We start from the raw sequence: 14279 nt of genomic DNA on the forward strand, positions 1-14279 counted from the left end.
AATCCGGGAGGTATCATGACCATGCCCATCAAATTCGATACGCTTGAGTACACCAAGAAACTAACTGTGGCGGGCGTGCCCCAGACACAGGCTGAGGCACAAGCTCAAGCCTTACATGAAGCGCTCTCTGAGGGAACGGTGACACCTGCCGATTTACTGCTGCTGAAAACAGATGTCGTTGCCCGCATAGAATTGCTTAAGCACGACATGGATATTCTGAAGCGCAAGGTGGGCACGCTATCGTCGTTGCTAGGTCTGTCGCTTGGGCTGCATGCCGTTACGATCAGCATCCTTCTCTACATCATCGGCAGGCTACCGTAAGATTCAGACTTTTTCTTCGGGGGCAGTGGAGATGCGGACGAACAATGGGGCGACCAGCAGGCCCAGTTCGAACAGCAGACACATCGGAATCGCCAGCGAGAACATCGACACCGCGTCTGGCGGCGTGACAATCGCGGCGATCACAAACGCGCCGACGACGGCGTAAGGACGAATCTCCTTCAGCTTGGCCACAGTCACCAGGCCCATGCGCACCAGGATCACCACCACCACCGGCACCTCGAACGCCGCGCCAAACGCCAGGCACATCGACATCACGAAGTCCAGGTAGTTCTCGATATCCGGCGTCACCGCAATCGACTGCGGCGAGAATTCGGCGATGAAATGGAACACCCGGCCAAATACCAGGAAGTAGCAGAACGCCACGCCGCCCATGAACAAGGCCGACGAGGAAATCACCAGCGGCGCGATCAGGCGCTTCTCGTGCGCATACAAGCCCGGCGCCACAAACGCCCACAGCTGGTACAGCACCCACGGCAAGGCCAGGATGATGGCAATCACCAGCGTCACCTTCATCGGCACCAGGAACGGCGACACTACGCCAGTGGCGATCATCTTCGAGCCAACCGGCAGCGCAGCAATCATCGGCTCGGCAATGATGTCGTATATGCGCGAAGGTCCCGGCCAGATCATCAGGCCGATGCACATCACCGCAATCCCGATCGTCGCCTTGACCAGGCGGTCACGCAGTTCGATCAGGTGAGAGATAAAGGTCTCTTCGCCCTGGTTAGGTGTACTCATTTAGTAGAAAGAACTGTTGGTCGGGCCGCGTGGGCGGAAGCGCGCCACGCGGGCCGCGCCGGACGTCACATGCATCTTGCCGCCATTGCGCTGCTTGTACCAATTGGGAATGGCGGAGTTGCGCACCAGTTTCTTGCGGCGGAACTCGCGCGCCTTGCGCGCCAGATCATCGGTGCTGACATGGCTGTACGAAGAATACCCGGACGAAGCGGCGCTCTCGGACGACGACGAACTGTCGCTCCAGCTGTTTTCCACATCCGCCATATTCTGCGAAATCGAGTTTTCCACTTCAGACTTGACGCTCTGCGCAGCCTCCTGCACTTCCTTCTGCAGGTTGCGCAGCTCTTCCATTTCGATTTCGCGCGTCACCTCGGACTTCACGTCGTTGAGGTAACGCTGGGCGCGGCCATACAGCGTCCCGGCCATGCGCGCCACCTTGGGCAGCTTTTCAGGACCGATGACGATCAGCGCGACCACGCCGATGACAGCAATTTTGGTAAGACCGAGATCGATCATAAGCGCCGGGGCTTACTTCTTCTCTTTGGTATCGACGTCGATCGTGCCTGGTGCGGCAGGTGCGGCTGGCTTGTCTTCTTCACCGCCCTTGACGCCGTCCTTGAAGCCTTTGACAGCCTTGCCGATGTCCGAACCCATATTGCCCAGCTTTTTGGTGCCGAAGATCAGAATCACGACAACCAGCAAAATTGCCCAGTGTACCCAGCTAGTAGAACCCATCTTATTCCCCTTGCAAGGCGCGCTTGCGCCTAGATTAAATTCGTTGATTCCCGGAACTGCGTCGATAGTATACGCGAAGCGCAGTCTCTAAGGTAAATAAGGCCATTCAGCCCCAGTTCAACGCTTGCCGCCCCATGGCTGAGGTCCGCCGATCACATGCAGGTGTAAATGGTACACCTCCTGACCGCCATCCGGCCCACTGTTGATCAGGGCCTTGTAGCCGCCGGACGGCACGCCGTCCGCATCATAGCTGACCAGGCAGCCGAATTCCTCTGCCAGGCGAGGGGCCAGCGCCAGCATTTTGCCCAGCAAGGCCGGCTCGACGGCGGCATCCTGTAAGGTCGCGTAGTGTTTTTTTGGAATCACCAGCAAATGCACCGGGGCATGCGGGTTGATGTCCTTGAAGGCCAGCAGATCATCGTCTTCGTAGACGGTGGTCGATGGAATTTTCTTTTCAGCTATTTTGCAAAAGATGCAGTTTTCCACGAAGGCTCCGTTATTCTTTGCGGGACGCTTTTTCCTCGATGCCGGATACGCCCTCGCGGCGCGCCAGCTCATCGAGCACTTGCTGCGGCTTCAGGTCGAACTGCGCCAGCAACACCAGCGTATGGAACCACAAGTCAGCCACTTCGTACAGCACCTTGCCGCTGTCGCCGCCGGCGCGCGCATCCTTGGCGGCCATCACGGTCTCGGTGGCTTCCTCGCCGATTTTCTTCAGGATGGCGTCGTCGCCCTTGCTGAACAGCTTGGAGGTGTAGGAAACGGCGGGATCGCCGCCATTGGCCGGCTTGCGCGATTCGATCACGTCCGCCAGACGGTCCAGGATGGTGCTCATGCTTACTTGCCTTTGTAGATGTCGGATGGGTCTTTCAGGACCGGCTCGGTGTTCTGCCAGTCGCCTTCCTGCGCATCGCCCTCAAACTTCTGGAAGAAGCAGGAGTGACGGCCGGTATGGCAGGCGATGCCGCCGGCCTGCTCGATCTTCAGCAGCACCACGTCCTCATCGCAATCCAGGCGCACTTCCAGCACTTTCTGCACATGGCCGGACTCTTCGCCCTTGTGCCACAGTTTCTTGCGCGAGCGGCTCCAGTACACGGCTTCGCCCAGCTCGACCGTCTTGGCCAGCGCCTCGCGGTTCATCCAGGCGAACATCAGCACATCGTTGCTGCCCGCTTCCTGGGCGATCACCGGCACCAGGCCATGCTCGTCCCATTTCACTTTTTTCAACCAGGCGGCTTTCGGCTGGGTAGAGGTATTCATCATGCTGTCTCTTAATCCAGGCGCATCGGGATGCCCTGCTGCGCCATAAATTTCTTGGCTTCCTGCACGGTATGTTGACCGTAGTGGAAGATACTGGCGGCCAGCACCGCATCTGCCTTGCCCAGCTTGACCCCGTCGGCCAGGTCTTGCAGGCCGCCCACGCCGCCGGAGGCGATCACCGGGATGCTGATGGCGTCGGACACGCCGCGCGTCAGGCCCAGGTCGAAGCCGGATTTGGTGCCGTCCTTGTCCATGCTGGTCAGCAGGATTTCACCGGCACCCAGCTGTTCCATTTTCTTCGCCCATTCGATGGCGTCGATGCCGGTGGCCTTGCGGCCGCCGTGGGTAAACACTTCCCACTTGCCGGGCGAAGTCTGCTTGGCGTCGATCGCCACCACGATGCACTGCGAGCCATGCTTCTGCGACGCCTCGTACACCAGCTGCGGATTCGACACCGCCGACGAGTTCATGCTGACCTTGTCGGCGCCGGCGTTGAGCAGGCGGCGCACATCGGCCACCTCGCGCACGCCGCCACCGACGGTCAGCGGAATGAAGACCTGCGAGGCCACCGCCTCGATGATGTCGAGGATCAGGCCACGGTTGTCGCTGGTGGCGGTGATGTCGAGGAAGGTCAGCTCATCGGCGCCCTGCTCGTCGTAGCGGCGCGCGATTTCCACCGGGTCGCCGGCATCGCGCAGCTCGGTGAAGTTGACGCCTTTGACGACGCGGCCATCGGTCACGTCCAGGCAGGGGATGATGCGTTTAGCCAGCATGTTATTCGTCTTCTTCTTCGATCAGGTCGCCGCTCAGCGCATCAGCACGTTCCTGCGCAGAGGCCAGGTCGATCGTGCCTTCGTAGATCGAACGGCCGCAGATCACGCCTTCGATACCTTCGTCCTGCACTGCGCACAGCGCTTCCACGTCGCCGATATTGTGCAGGCCGCCCGAAGCGATCACCGGAATCTTGACGGCTTGCGCCAGCTTGACGGTAGCGTCAATGTTGACGCCGCCCATCATGCCGTCGCGGCCGATGTCGGTGTAGATGATCGATTCCACGCCATAGGCTTCGAATTTCTTGGCCAGATCGATGACTTCGTGGCCGGACATCTTGCTCCAGCCGTCGGTGGCAACCTTGCCGTCCTTGGCGTCCAGGCCGACGATGATGTGGCCAGGGAAGGCGCCGCAGGCGTCGTGCAGGAAGCCCGGCTCCTTGACAGCAGCAGTGCCGATGATGACGTAGGTGATGCCGGCGTCCAGGTAGCGCTCGATGGTGTCGAGGTCGCGGATGCCGCCGCCCAGTTGCACTGGAATTTCTTCCAGGTCATTTTCTTCAGCGTACTCCTGCACCACTTTCAGGATGGCCTTGACCGCGCCTTCGTTCTTCGGCTTGCCGGCGAAGGCGCCGTTGAGGTCAACCAGGTGCAGGCGGCGCGCGCCTTGCTTCAGCCAATGCAGGGCCATCTCGGCCGGATCTTCGGAAAATACGGTGGCGAGTTCCATATCGCCTTGTTTCAAGCGAACGCAGTGACCGTCTTTGAGGTCGATGGCAGGAATGAGCAGCATGATGGTTTAAATTAAATGTGAAAGTGAAATCAAGGGTTCCAGTGGACAAAGTTTTTGTACAACTGCAGTCCGGCCGCGGCGCTTTTCTCCGGGTGGAACTGGGTCGCAAAAATATTATCACGAGCGACGGCGCAACTGAATGGCGCACCGTAGACAGTTTGCCCGACGGTGTGCGCCGACTGCTCCGGTTGCGCGAAATAGCTGTGCACGAAGTAGAAGTAGGCGTTGTCCGCAATCTCCTGCCACATCGGATGAGACGCCGTTTGCTGCACTTGGTTCCATCCCATTTGCGGCACCTTGAAGCGCGAACCGTCTTCCTGCGTCTGGCCGTCCAGCTGGAAGCGCACCACCTTGCCGGGCAACAGGCCCAGGCCGGCGGCATTGCCTTCCTCACTGACATCAAACAGCATTTGCTCGCCGATGCATACCCCCATAAGAGGTTTATTCTTCGATGCCGTCAGCAGGGCGTCCTGTACGCCGGACTCGCGCAGGCTGCGCATGCAGTCCGGCATGGCGCCCTGGCCGGGCAACACGATGCGGTCGGCGCTTTCAATATCGGCCACTGCGCCGGAGATCAGCACATTGGCTTCCGGCGCCACGGCGCGCAGCGCCTGCGCGACCGAGCGCAGATTACCCATGCCGTAATCAACTACTACGATTTTTTTCATGATGTGGTTTAGAGCGTACCCTTGGTCGACGGGATGGTGCCGGCAGCGCGTGGATCGAGTTCCGACGCCATGCGCAGCGCGCGGCCAAAGGCCTTGAACACCGTCTCGCACTGGTGGTGGGCGTTGGTGCCGCGCAGGTTATCGATGTGCAGCGTGACCAGCGCGTGATTGACGAAGCCGCGGAAGAATTCCAGCGTCAGGTCAACGTCAAAGGTGCCGATCAGCGCACGCGTGAACGGGATGTGGTATTCGATGCCTGGACGGCCGGAGAAGTCCAGCACCACGCGCGACAGCGCCTCGTCCAGCGGCACATAGGAATGGCCGTAGCGGACGATGCCCTTGCGGTCGCCGATGGCCTTGGTCACCGCCATGCCCAGTGTGATGCCGACATCTTCCACCGTGTGGTGGTTGTCGATATGGATATCGCCGGTGGCTTCGACTTCCAGGTCGAACAGGCCGTGGCGGGCGATCTGGTCCAGCATGTGATCGAGGAAGGGCACGCCGGTGTTCAGCTTCTGCTTGCCGGTGCCGTCCAGGTTGATGGATACGCGGACTTGCGTCTCGTTGGTGTTGCGGATGATTTCTGCGGTGCGGTTCATGAAAAGCTCGCGATGGTCTCAGGCTGCCAGCGATGCGGCGAAGGCATCGAGGAAGGTGGAATTTTCTTCCGGGGTACTGACGGTGATGCGTAAACAATTGGTCAGCACACCGTGCATTTTACTCACATTTTTAACTAAAACCTTGTGAGACAGCAGTTTTGCGTGGGCATCGTCGGAATTGGGTACGCGAATCAAGATAAAATTCGCCGCCGATGGGAAAACCTCCACGCCAGGCATACGGGCCAATGCAGCCGTCAGATCGGCGCGTGCGGCGCGCAAAGCGGCTGCCTGCTGGTTCAACACCTCCACGTGGTCGAGCGCGAATTCGGCCGCAACCTGGGTCAGCACGTTGATGTTGTAAGGAGGCCGCACTTTGTCGAATTCCGCCAGCAATTGCGGCGCCGCCGACATATAGCCGAGGCGGATGCCGGCCAGGCCGAGCTTGGACACAGTACGCATCACCACGAGATTGTTAAATTCTGGCAGGCGCTGCATAAAGGTCTGCTGCGCAAACGGCTCGTAAGCCTCGTCAACAATGGCCAGGCCGAAACCGTCGAGCGCATTGATGATGGCCACGATGTCGGCTTCGGCAAACAGGTTGCCGGTCGGGTTGTTCGGATAGGACAGGAACACCAGCGCCGGCTTGTGCTCGGCAATGGCGGCCAGCATCGCCGGCAAGTCCAGCGTCATGTCGGCCTTGAGCGGCACGCCGACATAATCCATGCCGGCGAATTGCGCCGAGCGCTGGTACATCACGAAGGATGGCGCCGGCGCCACCACGGTGGCGCGGCGGTCCTGCATGGCGCAAGCCATGCACAGGATGGAGATCAGCTCATCCGAGCCATTGCCGAGGATGACGTCATAGCCGGCCGGCACGCCCAGCTTGTCGTTGATGCGCTGCTTGATGCTGCTGTAGGAAGCCACCGGGTAGCGGTTCAGCGCCACGTCGGCCAGCCGCTGGGCGAGATCCTCGCGCAGATGATGCGGCAGGTGGTAAGGGTTCTCCATCGCATCCAGCTTGATAAAGCCACTCGCATCGGCAACGTGGTAGCCGGCTACGGCGCGCACGTCTGAGCGTATGGTGCTGTTAATCAGGGTGTCGATGGCGGACATCTTACTTGGGCTCCTATGAGGTGATTGAATTGCGGGGTTTCTTGGGCTTCTTGGGCGGCGCCGGAATTTCAGGCAGCGCCAGTCTTTCATTGATGATGGCGCAGTATTCGGGATTCAACTCGAAGCCGACGTAATGGCGGCCGGTGCGCTTGGCCGCAATTGCCGTGGTGCCGCTGCCCATGAACAGGTCCAGCACCACGCCATCCGGCGGACACGAGGCCTTGACCATGCGCTCGATAATCTCCAGCGGCTTTTGCGTCGGATGATCGGCGCGTTCCGGATGCTCGCGGTGCAGGCGCGACACGCTCCACAAATCTTTCGGGTTGTAGCCGACTTCCAGCCACTTGGCGCCGACGAAGATGGAGCGGGTGCGGGCCTTCTTGGTTTCGGCGTCGTAGGGGATGCGCACCGCATCCAGGTCGAAGTAGTAATCCTTGCGGCGCACGAAGAAGCCGATGGTGTCATGCACCGACGAGTAACTGCGCACGCTGCCGCCCATCGACGGCACGCGACGGTCCCAGATAATCTCGTTCATCATCATCATGCGCTTCTTCAGCATAACGAAAATCTCCGGCGAAAAGCGCCAGGTGAGGAAGATGTACAGGCTGCCGTTAGGCTTCAGCTTGGGCAGGGCGGCATCTATCCACTGCTCGGTCCATTGCAGGTAGTCGTCTACCGTTTGCTGGTCCGAGCCATTGCCGTAGTCCTTGCCGAGGTTATACGGCGGATCGGTCAATATCAGATCGATGGCGCCATCCGGGATGCGCGCCAGACCGGCCAGCGCATCTTCGCAGAAGACCTGATTGAGCCAGGTTGCCGTCATTATTTGAGACGCAGTTCCGCGCTGCGGGCGTGCGCCTGCAAGCCTTCACCGTAGGCCAGTTCAGCCGCTACCTTGCCCAGCGTTTGCGCGCCGGCTTCGCTGACGTGAATGATCGACGAGCGTTTCTGGAAATCGTACACACCCAGCGGCGACGAGAAGCGCGCGGTGCGCGAGGTCGGCAGCACGTGGTTCGGGCCGCAGCAGTAATCGCCCAGCGACTCGGACGAGAAGCGGCCGAGGAACATGGCGCCGGCGTGGCGGATCTTGTCGGCCCATTGCTGCGGTTCGACGGCGGAGATTTCCAGGTGCTCGGCGGCGATGCTGTTGGCAATGGCGCAGGCTTCGTCCATATCGCGCACTTTGACCAGCGCGCCGCGGTCGCCCAGCGAGGTGCGGATCACTTCTGCGCGCGGCATGGTCGGCAGCAGCTTGGCTATGCTGGCTTCCACCTTGGCGATGTAATCGGCGTCAGGGCACAGCAGGATGGCTTGCGCCAGCTCGTCGTGCTCCGCTTGCGAGAACAGGTCCATGGCGATCCAGTCCGGATCAGTGGTGCCGTCGGCCACAATCAGAATTTCCGATGGACCGGCGATCATGTCGATGCCCACCGTGCCGAATACGCGGCGCTTGGCCGAAGCGACATAGGCGTTGCCGGGGCCGACGATCTTGTCGACCGCCTGAATGGTCGCGGTGCCATAGGCCAGTGCGGCCACAGCTTGCGCGCCACCGATGGTGATCACGCGGGTAACGCCGGCAATGGCGGCGGCGGCGAACACCATCTGGTTCTTCACGCCGTCCGGCGTTGGCACCACCATGATGATTTCCTGGACGCCGGCGACGTGTGCGGGAATCGCGTTCATCAGCACCGACGATGGATAGGCTGCCTTACCGCCAGGGACGTAGATGCCGACGCGGTCCAGCGGTGTAACGCGCTGGCCCAGCACGGTGCCGTCTGGCTCGGTATAGGTGAAGCCGTTCAGTTCCTGTTTCTGGCGTTCGTGGAACACGCGCACGCGCTCTGCCGCCACTTCCAGCGCCTTGCGCTGGGCTTCTGGAATCGCCGCCAGCGCGGCTTGCAGTTCTTCCTGCGAAACGTCCAGCGCCGCCATGCCGGTTGCGCCGCCATTCGGCAGGCGGTCGAAGCGGTTGGTATATTCGAGGACGGCGGCATCACCGCGCGCCTTGACGTCAGCGAGGATCTTGCCGACTGCGGATTCGATGGCGTCGTCGGTGCTGGCTTCAAAGGCCAGCAGGGTGTCCAGGCGCTGCTTGAAATCGGCCTGGCTGGAATCGAGCTTGGTAATCATTTTTTGGATGCGCGTTCAAATGCTTCGATAATCGGTTGCAGGCGCTCGCGTTTCATCTTCAGCGCGGCCTGATTGACGATCAGGCGCGAGGAAATATCCATGATGGCCTCGACTTCTTTCAGGTCGTTGGCGCGCAGCGTGTTGCCGGTACTGACCACGTCGACAATCGCGTCCGACAGGCCAACCAGCGGTGCCAGTTCCATGGAGCCATACAGCTTGATCAGGTCGACGTGCACACCCTTCTTGGCGAAGTGCGCACGCGCCGTCTCGACAAACTTGGTGGCCACGCGCAGGCGCGCGCCCTGGCGCACCGCGGTCTCGTAATCGAAGCCGTTGCGCACCGCGACCGACATGCGGCACTCGGCGATATGCAGGTCGATCGGCTGGTACAGTCCTTCGCCGCCATGCTCCAGCAGCACATCCTTGCCGGCCACGCCAAAGTCCGCCGCGCCATGCTGCACATAGGTCGGCACGTCGGTGGCGCGCACGATCAGTACGCGCACGTTCGGGTCGTTGGTCGGCAGGATCAGCTTGCGCGAAGTTTCCGGATTCTCGGTGACGGTAATGCCGGCTGCTTCCAGCAACGGCAAGGTGTCCTCGAAAATACGGCCCTTCGACAGCGCAAGAATCAGCTGCGGGGAGTCGGCTTGGAATGCACTCATGGTTTTACTTGATTCGCTTGATGTTGGCGCCTACGGCGGAGAGTTTGACTTCCATCTGATCGTAGCCGCGGTCCAGGTGATAGATGCGGTCGATCAGCGTTTCACCGCGCGCTGCCAGGCCGGCGATCACCAGCGAAGCGGATGCACGCAGGTCGGTCGCCATCACAGGCGCGCCAACCAGCTGTTCCACGCCTTTGATAAAGGCGGTGTTGCCATCGGTTTCAATTTGCGCGCCCAGGCGGTTCATCTCCTGGACGTGCATGAAGCGGTTTTCAAAAATGGTTTCCGTTACGCGGCTGGCGCCGTCGGCGATGGTGTTCACCGCCATGAACTGCGCTTGCATGTCGGTCGGGAAGCCAGGGTATTCGGTGGTGCGGAAGGTCACGGCGTGCGGACGCTTGTCCATCTGTGCGCGTATCCAGTTGTCGCCGATGGTCAGTTGCAGGCCGATCTCGCGCAGCTTGTCCAGCGCGGCGTCCATGATGTCGACGCGGGTGTTGCGGATGGTGATGTCGCCACCGGTGGCAGCCACCGCGCACAGGAAGGTCGCCGCTTCGATACGGTCCGAGATCACGGCGTGTTTGGCGCCATGCAGCTCGCTGACGCCTTGAATGACCAAGCGGTTGGTACCGATACCGTCGATCTTGGCGCCCATCGCCACCAGCAGGTTGGCCAGGTCGGTCACTTCCGGTTCGCAGGCGGCGTTTTCCAGCACGGTCTCGCCTTCGGCCAGCGTGGCGGCCATCAGCAGGTTTTCGGTGCCGGTCACGGTGATCATGTCGGTGACGATGCGCGCGCCTTTCAGCTTGGCGCACTTGGCGTAGATGTAGCCGCCTTCCACGGTGATGTCGGCGCCCAGCGCTTGCAGGCCCTTGATGTGCTGGTCGACCGGACGCGAACCGATGGCGCAGCCGCCCGGCAGCGACACCTTGGCTTCGCCGAAGCGCGCCAGCAATGGGCCCAGCACCAGGATCGAGGCGCGCATGGTTTTCACCAGGTCGTACGGCGCTTCCAGCTTGGTGATGGCGCTGCCATTCAGCGTGACCTTGTCGTTGTCCTGCGTGACTTTCAGGCCGGTTTCGCCGAGCAGCTTGAGGATGGTCGACACGTCGTGCAGGTGCGGCACATTGGACAGCTCCAGATCGCCGGCGGTCAGCAGGCCCGCGCACAGGATAGGCAGGGCGGCGTTCTTCGCGCCGGAAATGGTGATGTCGCCTTGCAGGCGGGTGCCGCCTTGAATCAGAAGCTTGTCCATGCTTATCCTTGGTATTCTTCAGGGGTGAGGGTTTTCATCGACAGCGCGTGGATTTCCTCACGCATGCGGTCGCCCAATGCAGCGTACACCAGCTGGTGGCGCTGAATCAAACGCTTGCCTGCAAACGCCGGCGAAACAATCACCGCCTCGAAGTGCTGGCCATCGCCATCGACTTCGAGGTGGGTGCATTCGAGACCGGCCTTGATGTAGCCGTGGATCAGTTCTGGGGTCGTAACCATGATGGAGTTCCTTACCTAAATTAGTGACGCAGACGATAGCCGCTGCGCAGCAAGCGGATCGCCAGCAGCGACAACGCGACGAGGAAGCCGGAAACAATGGCCACACTCACCAGCGGATTGACATCGGACTGGCCGAAGAAGCCGTAACGGAAACCGTCGATCATGTAGAAGAACGGATTCAGGTGCGACACCGTCAGCCAGAACGATGGCAGCGAATGGATCGAGTAGAACACGCCGGACAGGAACGTCAGCGGCATGATCAGGAAGTTCTGGAAGGCGGCCAGCTGGTCGAATTTCTCGGCCCAGATGCCGGCGATCAGGCCCATGGTGCCGAGGATGGCGGCGCCCAGCAGCGCGAACACCAGTATCCACAGCGGCGCGCTGAACGACAGGTGCGCAAACCACGACGTCACGATGAACACGCCCAGGCCCACGGCCAGGCCGCGCACCATGGCGGCGATCACATAGGCCGAGAAGATTTCCCAGTGCGACAAAGGCGTCAGCAGCACAAACACCAGGTTGCCGGTGATTTTGGACTGGATCAGCGAAGACGAGGAGTTGGCGAAGGCGTTCTGCAACACGCTCATCATCACCAGGCCCGGTATCAGGAAGGCGGTATAGCTGACGCCATCGTAGACGGTGACACGGCCTTCCAGCACATGGCCGAAGATCAGCAGATACAGCATCGCGGTCAGGATGGGCGCGGCGATGGTCTGCGTGGCGACTTTCCAGAAGCGCAGCGATTCCTTGTAAACCAGCGTGCGGAAGCCGGCGGAGATGAAGTTCATACAGTACCCTTGTCCATGATCTGCAAGAAGATGTCTTCCAGATCCGCTTGTTGCAGTTGCATTTCGTCGATGATGGCGCCCGATTCGCGCAGGCGTTTCAGGATTTGCTCGACTTCAGCGTATTCGTTGATGCGCAGGCTGTACTTCTTGCCGTGCTCGGAGATTTCCGGATGCGTGATCAGATGACGCAGTTCTTCCGGCAGCTCGCCGTGGGTCATGTTGACGATCAGCTGCGAGCCGGAGATGCGGCGGATCAGCGAGGCCATCGAGTCCAGTGCCACCACCTTGCCCAGCTTGAGCATGGCGACGCGCTTGCACATCGCCTGCGCTTCTTCCAGGTAGTGGGTGGTCAGCACCACGGTGTGGCCTTCGCGGTTGAGGCGCGAGATGAATTTCCACAGCGTCTGGCGCAGCTCGACGTCGACGCCGGCGGTCGGTTCATCCAGCACGATCACCGGCGGCTTGTGCACCAGCGCCTGTGCCACCAGCACCCGCCGCTTCATGCCGCCCGACAGCGCGCGCATATTGGTGTCGGCCTTGTTGGTCAGGTCGAGGTTGTGCATCACCTCGTCGATCCAGGCGTCGTTGTTTTTCAGGCCGAAGTAGCCGGATTGCAGGCGCAGCGTTTCGCGCACGGTGAAGAACGGGTCGAATACCAGTTCCTGCGGCACCACGCCCAGGTTGCGGCGCGCCTGGCGGAAATCGCTGACCACGTCATGACCATGAATCTTGACCGTGCCGTCGTCCGGCCGGATCAGGCCGGCGATGATGGAGATCAGCGTGGTCTTGCCGGCGCCGTTCGGGCCGAGCAGGCCGAAAAACTCGCCCTCTTCAATATTCAGGGACACGCCGCCCAGCGCCTGCAACGACTTGTAGCGCTTTTCGACATTGCTAATTTGGATTGCTGTCATGCTTGACTTATCTATAAGGTTGCGGCGGCCGGGCCGGCGCGCGGGAAGGTATCGCGGACGCCACAACACTGCGGTTGCGGCAACGTTCAATTATATTGGAATTTCAATCGGTCCGAGCCGGACCGGGGATTTACGCAGTTATTACTGCGGGCGGCGGGGTGGGGCGGGGGTCAATGGTGATGGTGGGCGGCGGAGTCGCCGGCCACGGCGGTCTTCTCGGTGAAGACCGATTCCGGCGCGCGCACCGGGGCAAACTCGTCGTGCGCCGGGTTGCTGGCGGCGCCGCAGTCCGAGTCAAGCTTGACCTCGGTCGGGAACAGCAGCGAGCACACGCCATACAGCTTGGTCAGGCTTTGCAGCGCCGGCGGCAGGTTTTTCAGCTGCAGCTGAATGCCGGCGTCCTGCGCGGCGCGCTGCCACGACAGCATCACCGACACTGCCACCGAATCCACCGTCAACACATGGCGCAGGTCGAACACGGTCTGGCCGGCCTTGAGGGCGGCATAGCCACGCTCCAGCGCCGCTGTGGCGTTGAGCACGGTCAGGGATGTGAGCGACTGCAGGTTGTCGGTAGCTTCGGTAACAACGTTGGACATGATGTCGAATTACTTCTTAGGTGCGTTGGTGTTCAGTGGCTTGCTGGCGAGCTTTTTGTTTTTCTCGGTCAGCGCCTTGATCAGGCCGTCCATGCCGCCTTTGCTGATTTCGGAAGCGAACGTGCCTTTGTAGGTCTCGACCAGCCACGCGCCCAGCACGTTGATGTCGTAGATCTTCCAGCCGGTCGGGCCCTTGGCGACGCGGTAGTTCAGCGGGATTGGTTCGCCGCGCGGCATATTGACCTGCGAGCGGACTTCCACTTCGGTGTCGGTAGGATCAGCGCGCAGCGGCTTGAAGTCGATGGTCTGGTCTTTCACTTGCGACAGCGCGCCCGAGTAGGTAAACACCAGCAGCGCGCGGAACTGTTCGGTCAGCGCTTTTTGCTGGTCAGGGGTAGCGTCGCGCCAGAAACGGCCGGCCGCCAGCGCGGTCATGCGCTGGAAATCGACGTACGGCAGGATCTTGGTTTCGACCAGGTCAATGACCTTCTTGGTGTCGCCAGCCTGGATCGCCTTGTCCGCCTTGGCGGTTTCGATCACGTCCTGGCTGATGCGCTTGACCAGCGCATCAGGAGCTTCATTGGCGGGCGCCGCAGCGTGGGCGTTGAAGGCCAGCGAAACAGTTGCCAAAGCAATCAATTGTTTAATAAATTTCATTTTTTTATGCCTTATGAGTGGTT

General features: G+C 60.8%; 21 protein-coding genes. 1 reads left to right on the top strand and 20 read right to left on the bottom strand.

The window, feature by feature from the left end:
• Window positions 1–15: 15 nt before the first annotated feature.
• On the top strand, window positions 16–321 hold the full coding sequence (locus KW842_RS20270; RefSeq protein ID WP_218305931.1) for a hypothetical protein: 306 nt from the start codon (window positions 16–18) through the stop codon (window positions 319–321).
• 3 nt (window positions 322–324) lie between these two features.
• On the opposite strand, the gene tatC is transcribed toward KW842_RS20270, so the two are convergent.
• The 20 genes from tatC to KW842_RS20370 form a co-directional block, all read right to left on the bottom strand.
• Window positions 325–1080, bottom strand: a complete 756-nt coding sequence (tatC, locus tag KW842_RS20275) for a twin-arginine translocase subunit TatC (protein WP_218305932.1) — start codon at window positions 1078–1080, stop codon at window positions 325–327.
• On the bottom strand, window positions 1081–1596 hold the full coding sequence (gene tatB / locus KW842_RS20280) for a Sec-independent protein translocase protein TatB (protein ID WP_218305933.1): 516 nt from the start codon (window positions 1594–1596) through the stop codon (window positions 1081–1083).
• A 12-nt stretch (window positions 1597–1608) separates the two neighbouring features.
• Window positions 1609–1815, bottom strand: coding sequence for a Sec-independent protein translocase subunit TatA (gene tatA, locus KW842_RS20285; protein ID WP_218305934.1), 207 nt, complete (start codon window positions 1813–1815; stop codon window positions 1609–1611).
• Between the two features lie 117 nt (window positions 1816–1932).
• Complete coding sequence (locus KW842_RS20290; protein WP_218305935.1) at window positions 1933–2301, bottom strand: histidine triad nucleotide-binding protein; 369 nt, start codon at window positions 2299–2301, stop codon at window positions 1933–1935.
• A 10-nt stretch (window positions 2302–2311) separates the two neighbouring features.
• A complete protein-coding gene (locus KW842_RS20295) occupies window positions 2312–2650 on the bottom strand; it encodes a phosphoribosyl-ATP diphosphatase (protein ID WP_218305936.1) in 339 nt (112 codons plus the stop codon).
• Between the two features lie 2 nt (window positions 2651–2652).
• The gene (gene hisI, locus KW842_RS20300) at window positions 2653–3075 is read right to left on the bottom strand and encodes a phosphoribosyl-AMP cyclohydrolase (protein WP_218306087.1); all 423 of its coding nucleotides are present in this window, start codon (window positions 3073–3075) and stop codon (window positions 2653–2655) included.
• Window positions 3076–3086: 11 nt separating this feature from the next.
• On the bottom strand, window positions 3087–3848 hold the full coding sequence (gene hisF / locus KW842_RS20305; RefSeq protein WP_218305937.1) for an imidazole glycerol phosphate synthase subunit HisF: 762 nt from the start codon (window positions 3846–3848) through the stop codon (window positions 3087–3089).
• Window position 3849: 1 nt separating this feature from the next.
• Entirely contained in the window at window positions 3850–4638 is a 789-nt protein-coding gene (gene hisA, locus KW842_RS20310) for a 1-(5-phosphoribosyl)-5-[(5-phosphoribosylamino)methylideneamino]imidazole-4-carboxamide isomerase (RefSeq protein ID WP_218305938.1), read from the bottom strand.
• Window positions 4639–4667: 29 nt separating this feature from the next.
• Window positions 4668–5306, bottom strand: a complete 639-nt coding sequence (gene hisH, locus KW842_RS20315; protein ID WP_218305939.1) for an imidazole glycerol phosphate synthase subunit HisH — start codon at window positions 5304–5306, stop codon at window positions 4668–4670.
• 8 nt (window positions 5307–5314) lie between these two features.
• A complete protein-coding gene (gene hisB, locus KW842_RS20320) occupies window positions 5315–5905 on the bottom strand; it encodes an imidazoleglycerol-phosphate dehydratase HisB (protein ID WP_218305940.1) in 591 nt (196 codons plus the stop codon).
• Between the two features lie 18 nt (window positions 5906–5923).
• Window positions 5924–7018: a histidinol-phosphate transaminase gene (gene hisC, locus KW842_RS20325; protein ID WP_218305941.1), complete on the bottom strand. Its 1095-nt coding sequence runs from the start codon at window positions 7016–7018 to the stop codon at window positions 5924–5926.
• 13 nt (window positions 7019–7031) lie between these two features.
• Window positions 7032–7841, bottom strand: coding sequence for a site-specific DNA-methyltransferase (locus KW842_RS20330; protein WP_218305942.1), 810 nt, complete (start codon window positions 7839–7841; stop codon window positions 7032–7034).
• Window positions 7841–9148 carry a histidinol dehydrogenase gene (gene hisD, locus KW842_RS20335; protein ID WP_229223816.1) on the bottom strand — a complete coding sequence of 436 codons (1308 nt, stop codon included), beginning with the start codon at window positions 9146–9148 and terminating at the stop codon, window positions 7841–7843. The genes KW842_RS20330 and hisD overlap by 1 nt, the downstream gene beginning before the upstream one ends.
• On the bottom strand, window positions 9145–9810 hold the full coding sequence (hisG, locus tag KW842_RS20340; protein WP_218305943.1) for an ATP phosphoribosyltransferase: 666 nt from the start codon (window positions 9808–9810) through the stop codon (window positions 9145–9147). The genes hisD and hisG overlap by 4 nt, the downstream gene beginning before the upstream one ends.
• A gap of 4 nt (window positions 9811–9814) precedes the next feature.
• The gene (gene murA, locus KW842_RS20345) at window positions 9815–11065 is read right to left on the bottom strand and encodes a UDP-N-acetylglucosamine 1-carboxyvinyltransferase (RefSeq protein WP_218305944.1); all 1251 of its coding nucleotides are present in this window, start codon (window positions 11063–11065) and stop codon (window positions 9815–9817) included.
• 2 nt (window positions 11066–11067) lie between these two features.
• Window positions 11068–11304 carry a BolA family protein gene (locus KW842_RS20350; RefSeq protein WP_218305945.1) on the bottom strand — a complete coding sequence of 79 codons (237 nt, stop codon included), beginning with the start codon at window positions 11302–11304 and terminating at the stop codon, window positions 11068–11070.
• 20 nt (window positions 11305–11324) lie between these two features.
• A complete protein-coding gene (locus KW842_RS20355; RefSeq protein WP_218305946.1) occupies window positions 11325–12092 on the bottom strand; it encodes an ABC transporter permease in 768 nt (255 codons plus the stop codon).
• Complete coding sequence (locus KW842_RS20360; RefSeq protein WP_218305947.1) at window positions 12089–13003, bottom strand: ABC transporter ATP-binding protein; 915 nt, start codon at window positions 13001–13003, stop codon at window positions 12089–12091. The genes KW842_RS20355 and KW842_RS20360 overlap by 4 nt, the downstream gene beginning before the upstream one ends.
• A gap of 170 nt (window positions 13004–13173) precedes the next feature.
• Window positions 13174–13599 (bottom strand): lipid asymmetry maintenance protein MlaB, encoded by a 426-nt coding sequence (locus KW842_RS20365; protein WP_218305948.1) that lies wholly within the window; start codon window positions 13597–13599, stop codon window positions 13174–13176.
• Window positions 13600–13608: 9 nt separating this feature from the next.
• Window positions 13609–14256, bottom strand: a complete 648-nt coding sequence (locus KW842_RS20370) for a phospholipid-binding protein MlaC (RefSeq protein ID WP_218305949.1) — start codon at window positions 14254–14256, stop codon at window positions 13609–13611.
• Window positions 14257–14279 lie beyond the last annotated feature (23 nt).

It is taken from the genome of Duganella sp. sic0402, from assembly GCF_019219065.1.
Taxonomy (GTDB): Bacteria; Pseudomonadota; Gammaproteobacteria; order Burkholderiales; family Burkholderiaceae_D; genus Rugamonas.

Excerpts from the sequence above, each read along its gene's own strand:
- KW842_RS20270 (WP_218305931.1), top strand. The coding sequence starts at position 16 with ATGACCATGCCCATCAAATTCGATACGCTTGAGTACACCAAGAAACTA.
- tatC (WP_218305932.1), bottom strand. The coding sequence starts at position 1,080 with ATGAGTACACCTAACCAGGGCGAAGAGACCTTTATCTCTCACCTGATC.
- tatB (WP_218305933.1), bottom strand. The coding sequence starts at position 1,596 with ATGATCGATCTCGGTCTTACCAAAATTGCTGTCATCGGCGTGGTCGCG.
- tatA (WP_218305934.1), bottom strand. The coding sequence starts at position 1,815 with ATGGGTTCTACTAGCTGGGTACACTGGGCAATTTTGCTGGTTGTCGTG.
- KW842_RS20295 (WP_218305936.1), bottom strand. The coding sequence starts at position 2,650 with ATGAGCACCATCCTGGACCGTCTGGCGGACGTGATCGAATCGCGCAAG.
- hisI (WP_218306087.1), bottom strand. The coding sequence starts at position 3,075 with ATGAATACCTCTACCCAGCCGAAAGCCGCCTGGTTGAAAAAAGTGAAA.
- hisF (WP_218305937.1), bottom strand. The coding sequence starts at position 3,848 with ATGCTGGCTAAACGCATCATCCCCTGCCTGGACGTGACCGATGGCCGC.
- hisA (WP_218305938.1), bottom strand. The coding sequence starts at position 4,638 with ATGCTGCTCATTCCTGCCATCGACCTCAAAGACGGTCACTGCGTTCGC.
- hisH (WP_218305939.1), bottom strand. The coding sequence starts at position 5,306 with ATGAAAAAAATCGTAGTAGTTGATTACGGCATGGGTAATCTGCGCTCG.
- hisB (WP_218305940.1), bottom strand. The coding sequence starts at position 5,905 with ATGAACCGCACCGCAGAAATCATCCGCAACACCAACGAGACGCAAGTC.
- hisC (WP_218305941.1), bottom strand. The coding sequence starts at position 7,018 with ATGTCCGCCATCGACACCCTGATTAACAGCACCATACGCTCAGACGTG.
- KW842_RS20330 (WP_218305942.1), bottom strand. The coding sequence starts at position 7,841 with ATGACGGCAACCTGGCTCAATCAGGTCTTCTGCGAAGATGCGCTGGCC.
- hisD (WP_229223816.1), bottom strand. The coding sequence starts at position 9,148 with ATGATTACCAAGCTCGATTCCAGCCAGGCCGATTTCAAGCAGCGCCTG.
- hisG (WP_218305943.1), bottom strand. The coding sequence starts at position 9,810 with ATGAGTGCATTCCAAGCCGACTCCCCGCAGCTGATTCTTGCGCTGTCG.
- murA (WP_218305944.1), bottom strand. The coding sequence starts at position 11,065 with ATGGACAAGCTTCTGATTCAAGGCGGCACCCGCCTGCAAGGCGACATC.
- KW842_RS20350 (WP_218305945.1), bottom strand. The coding sequence starts at position 11,304 with ATGGTTACGACCCCAGAACTGATCCACGGCTACATCAAGGCCGGTCTC.
- KW842_RS20355 (WP_218305946.1), bottom strand. The coding sequence starts at position 12,092 with ATGAACTTCATCTCCGCCGGCTTCCGCACGCTGGTTTACAAGGAATCG.
- KW842_RS20360 (WP_218305947.1), bottom strand. The coding sequence starts at position 13,003 with ATGACAGCAATCCAAATTAGCAATGTCGAAAAGCGCTACAAGTCGTTG.
- KW842_RS20365 (WP_218305948.1), bottom strand. The coding sequence starts at position 13,599 with ATGTCCAACGTTGTTACCGAAGCTACCGACAACCTGCAGTCGCTCACA.
- KW842_RS20370 (WP_218305949.1), bottom strand. The coding sequence starts at position 14,256 with ATGAAATTTATTAAACAATTGATTGCTTTGGCAACTGTTTCGCTGGCC.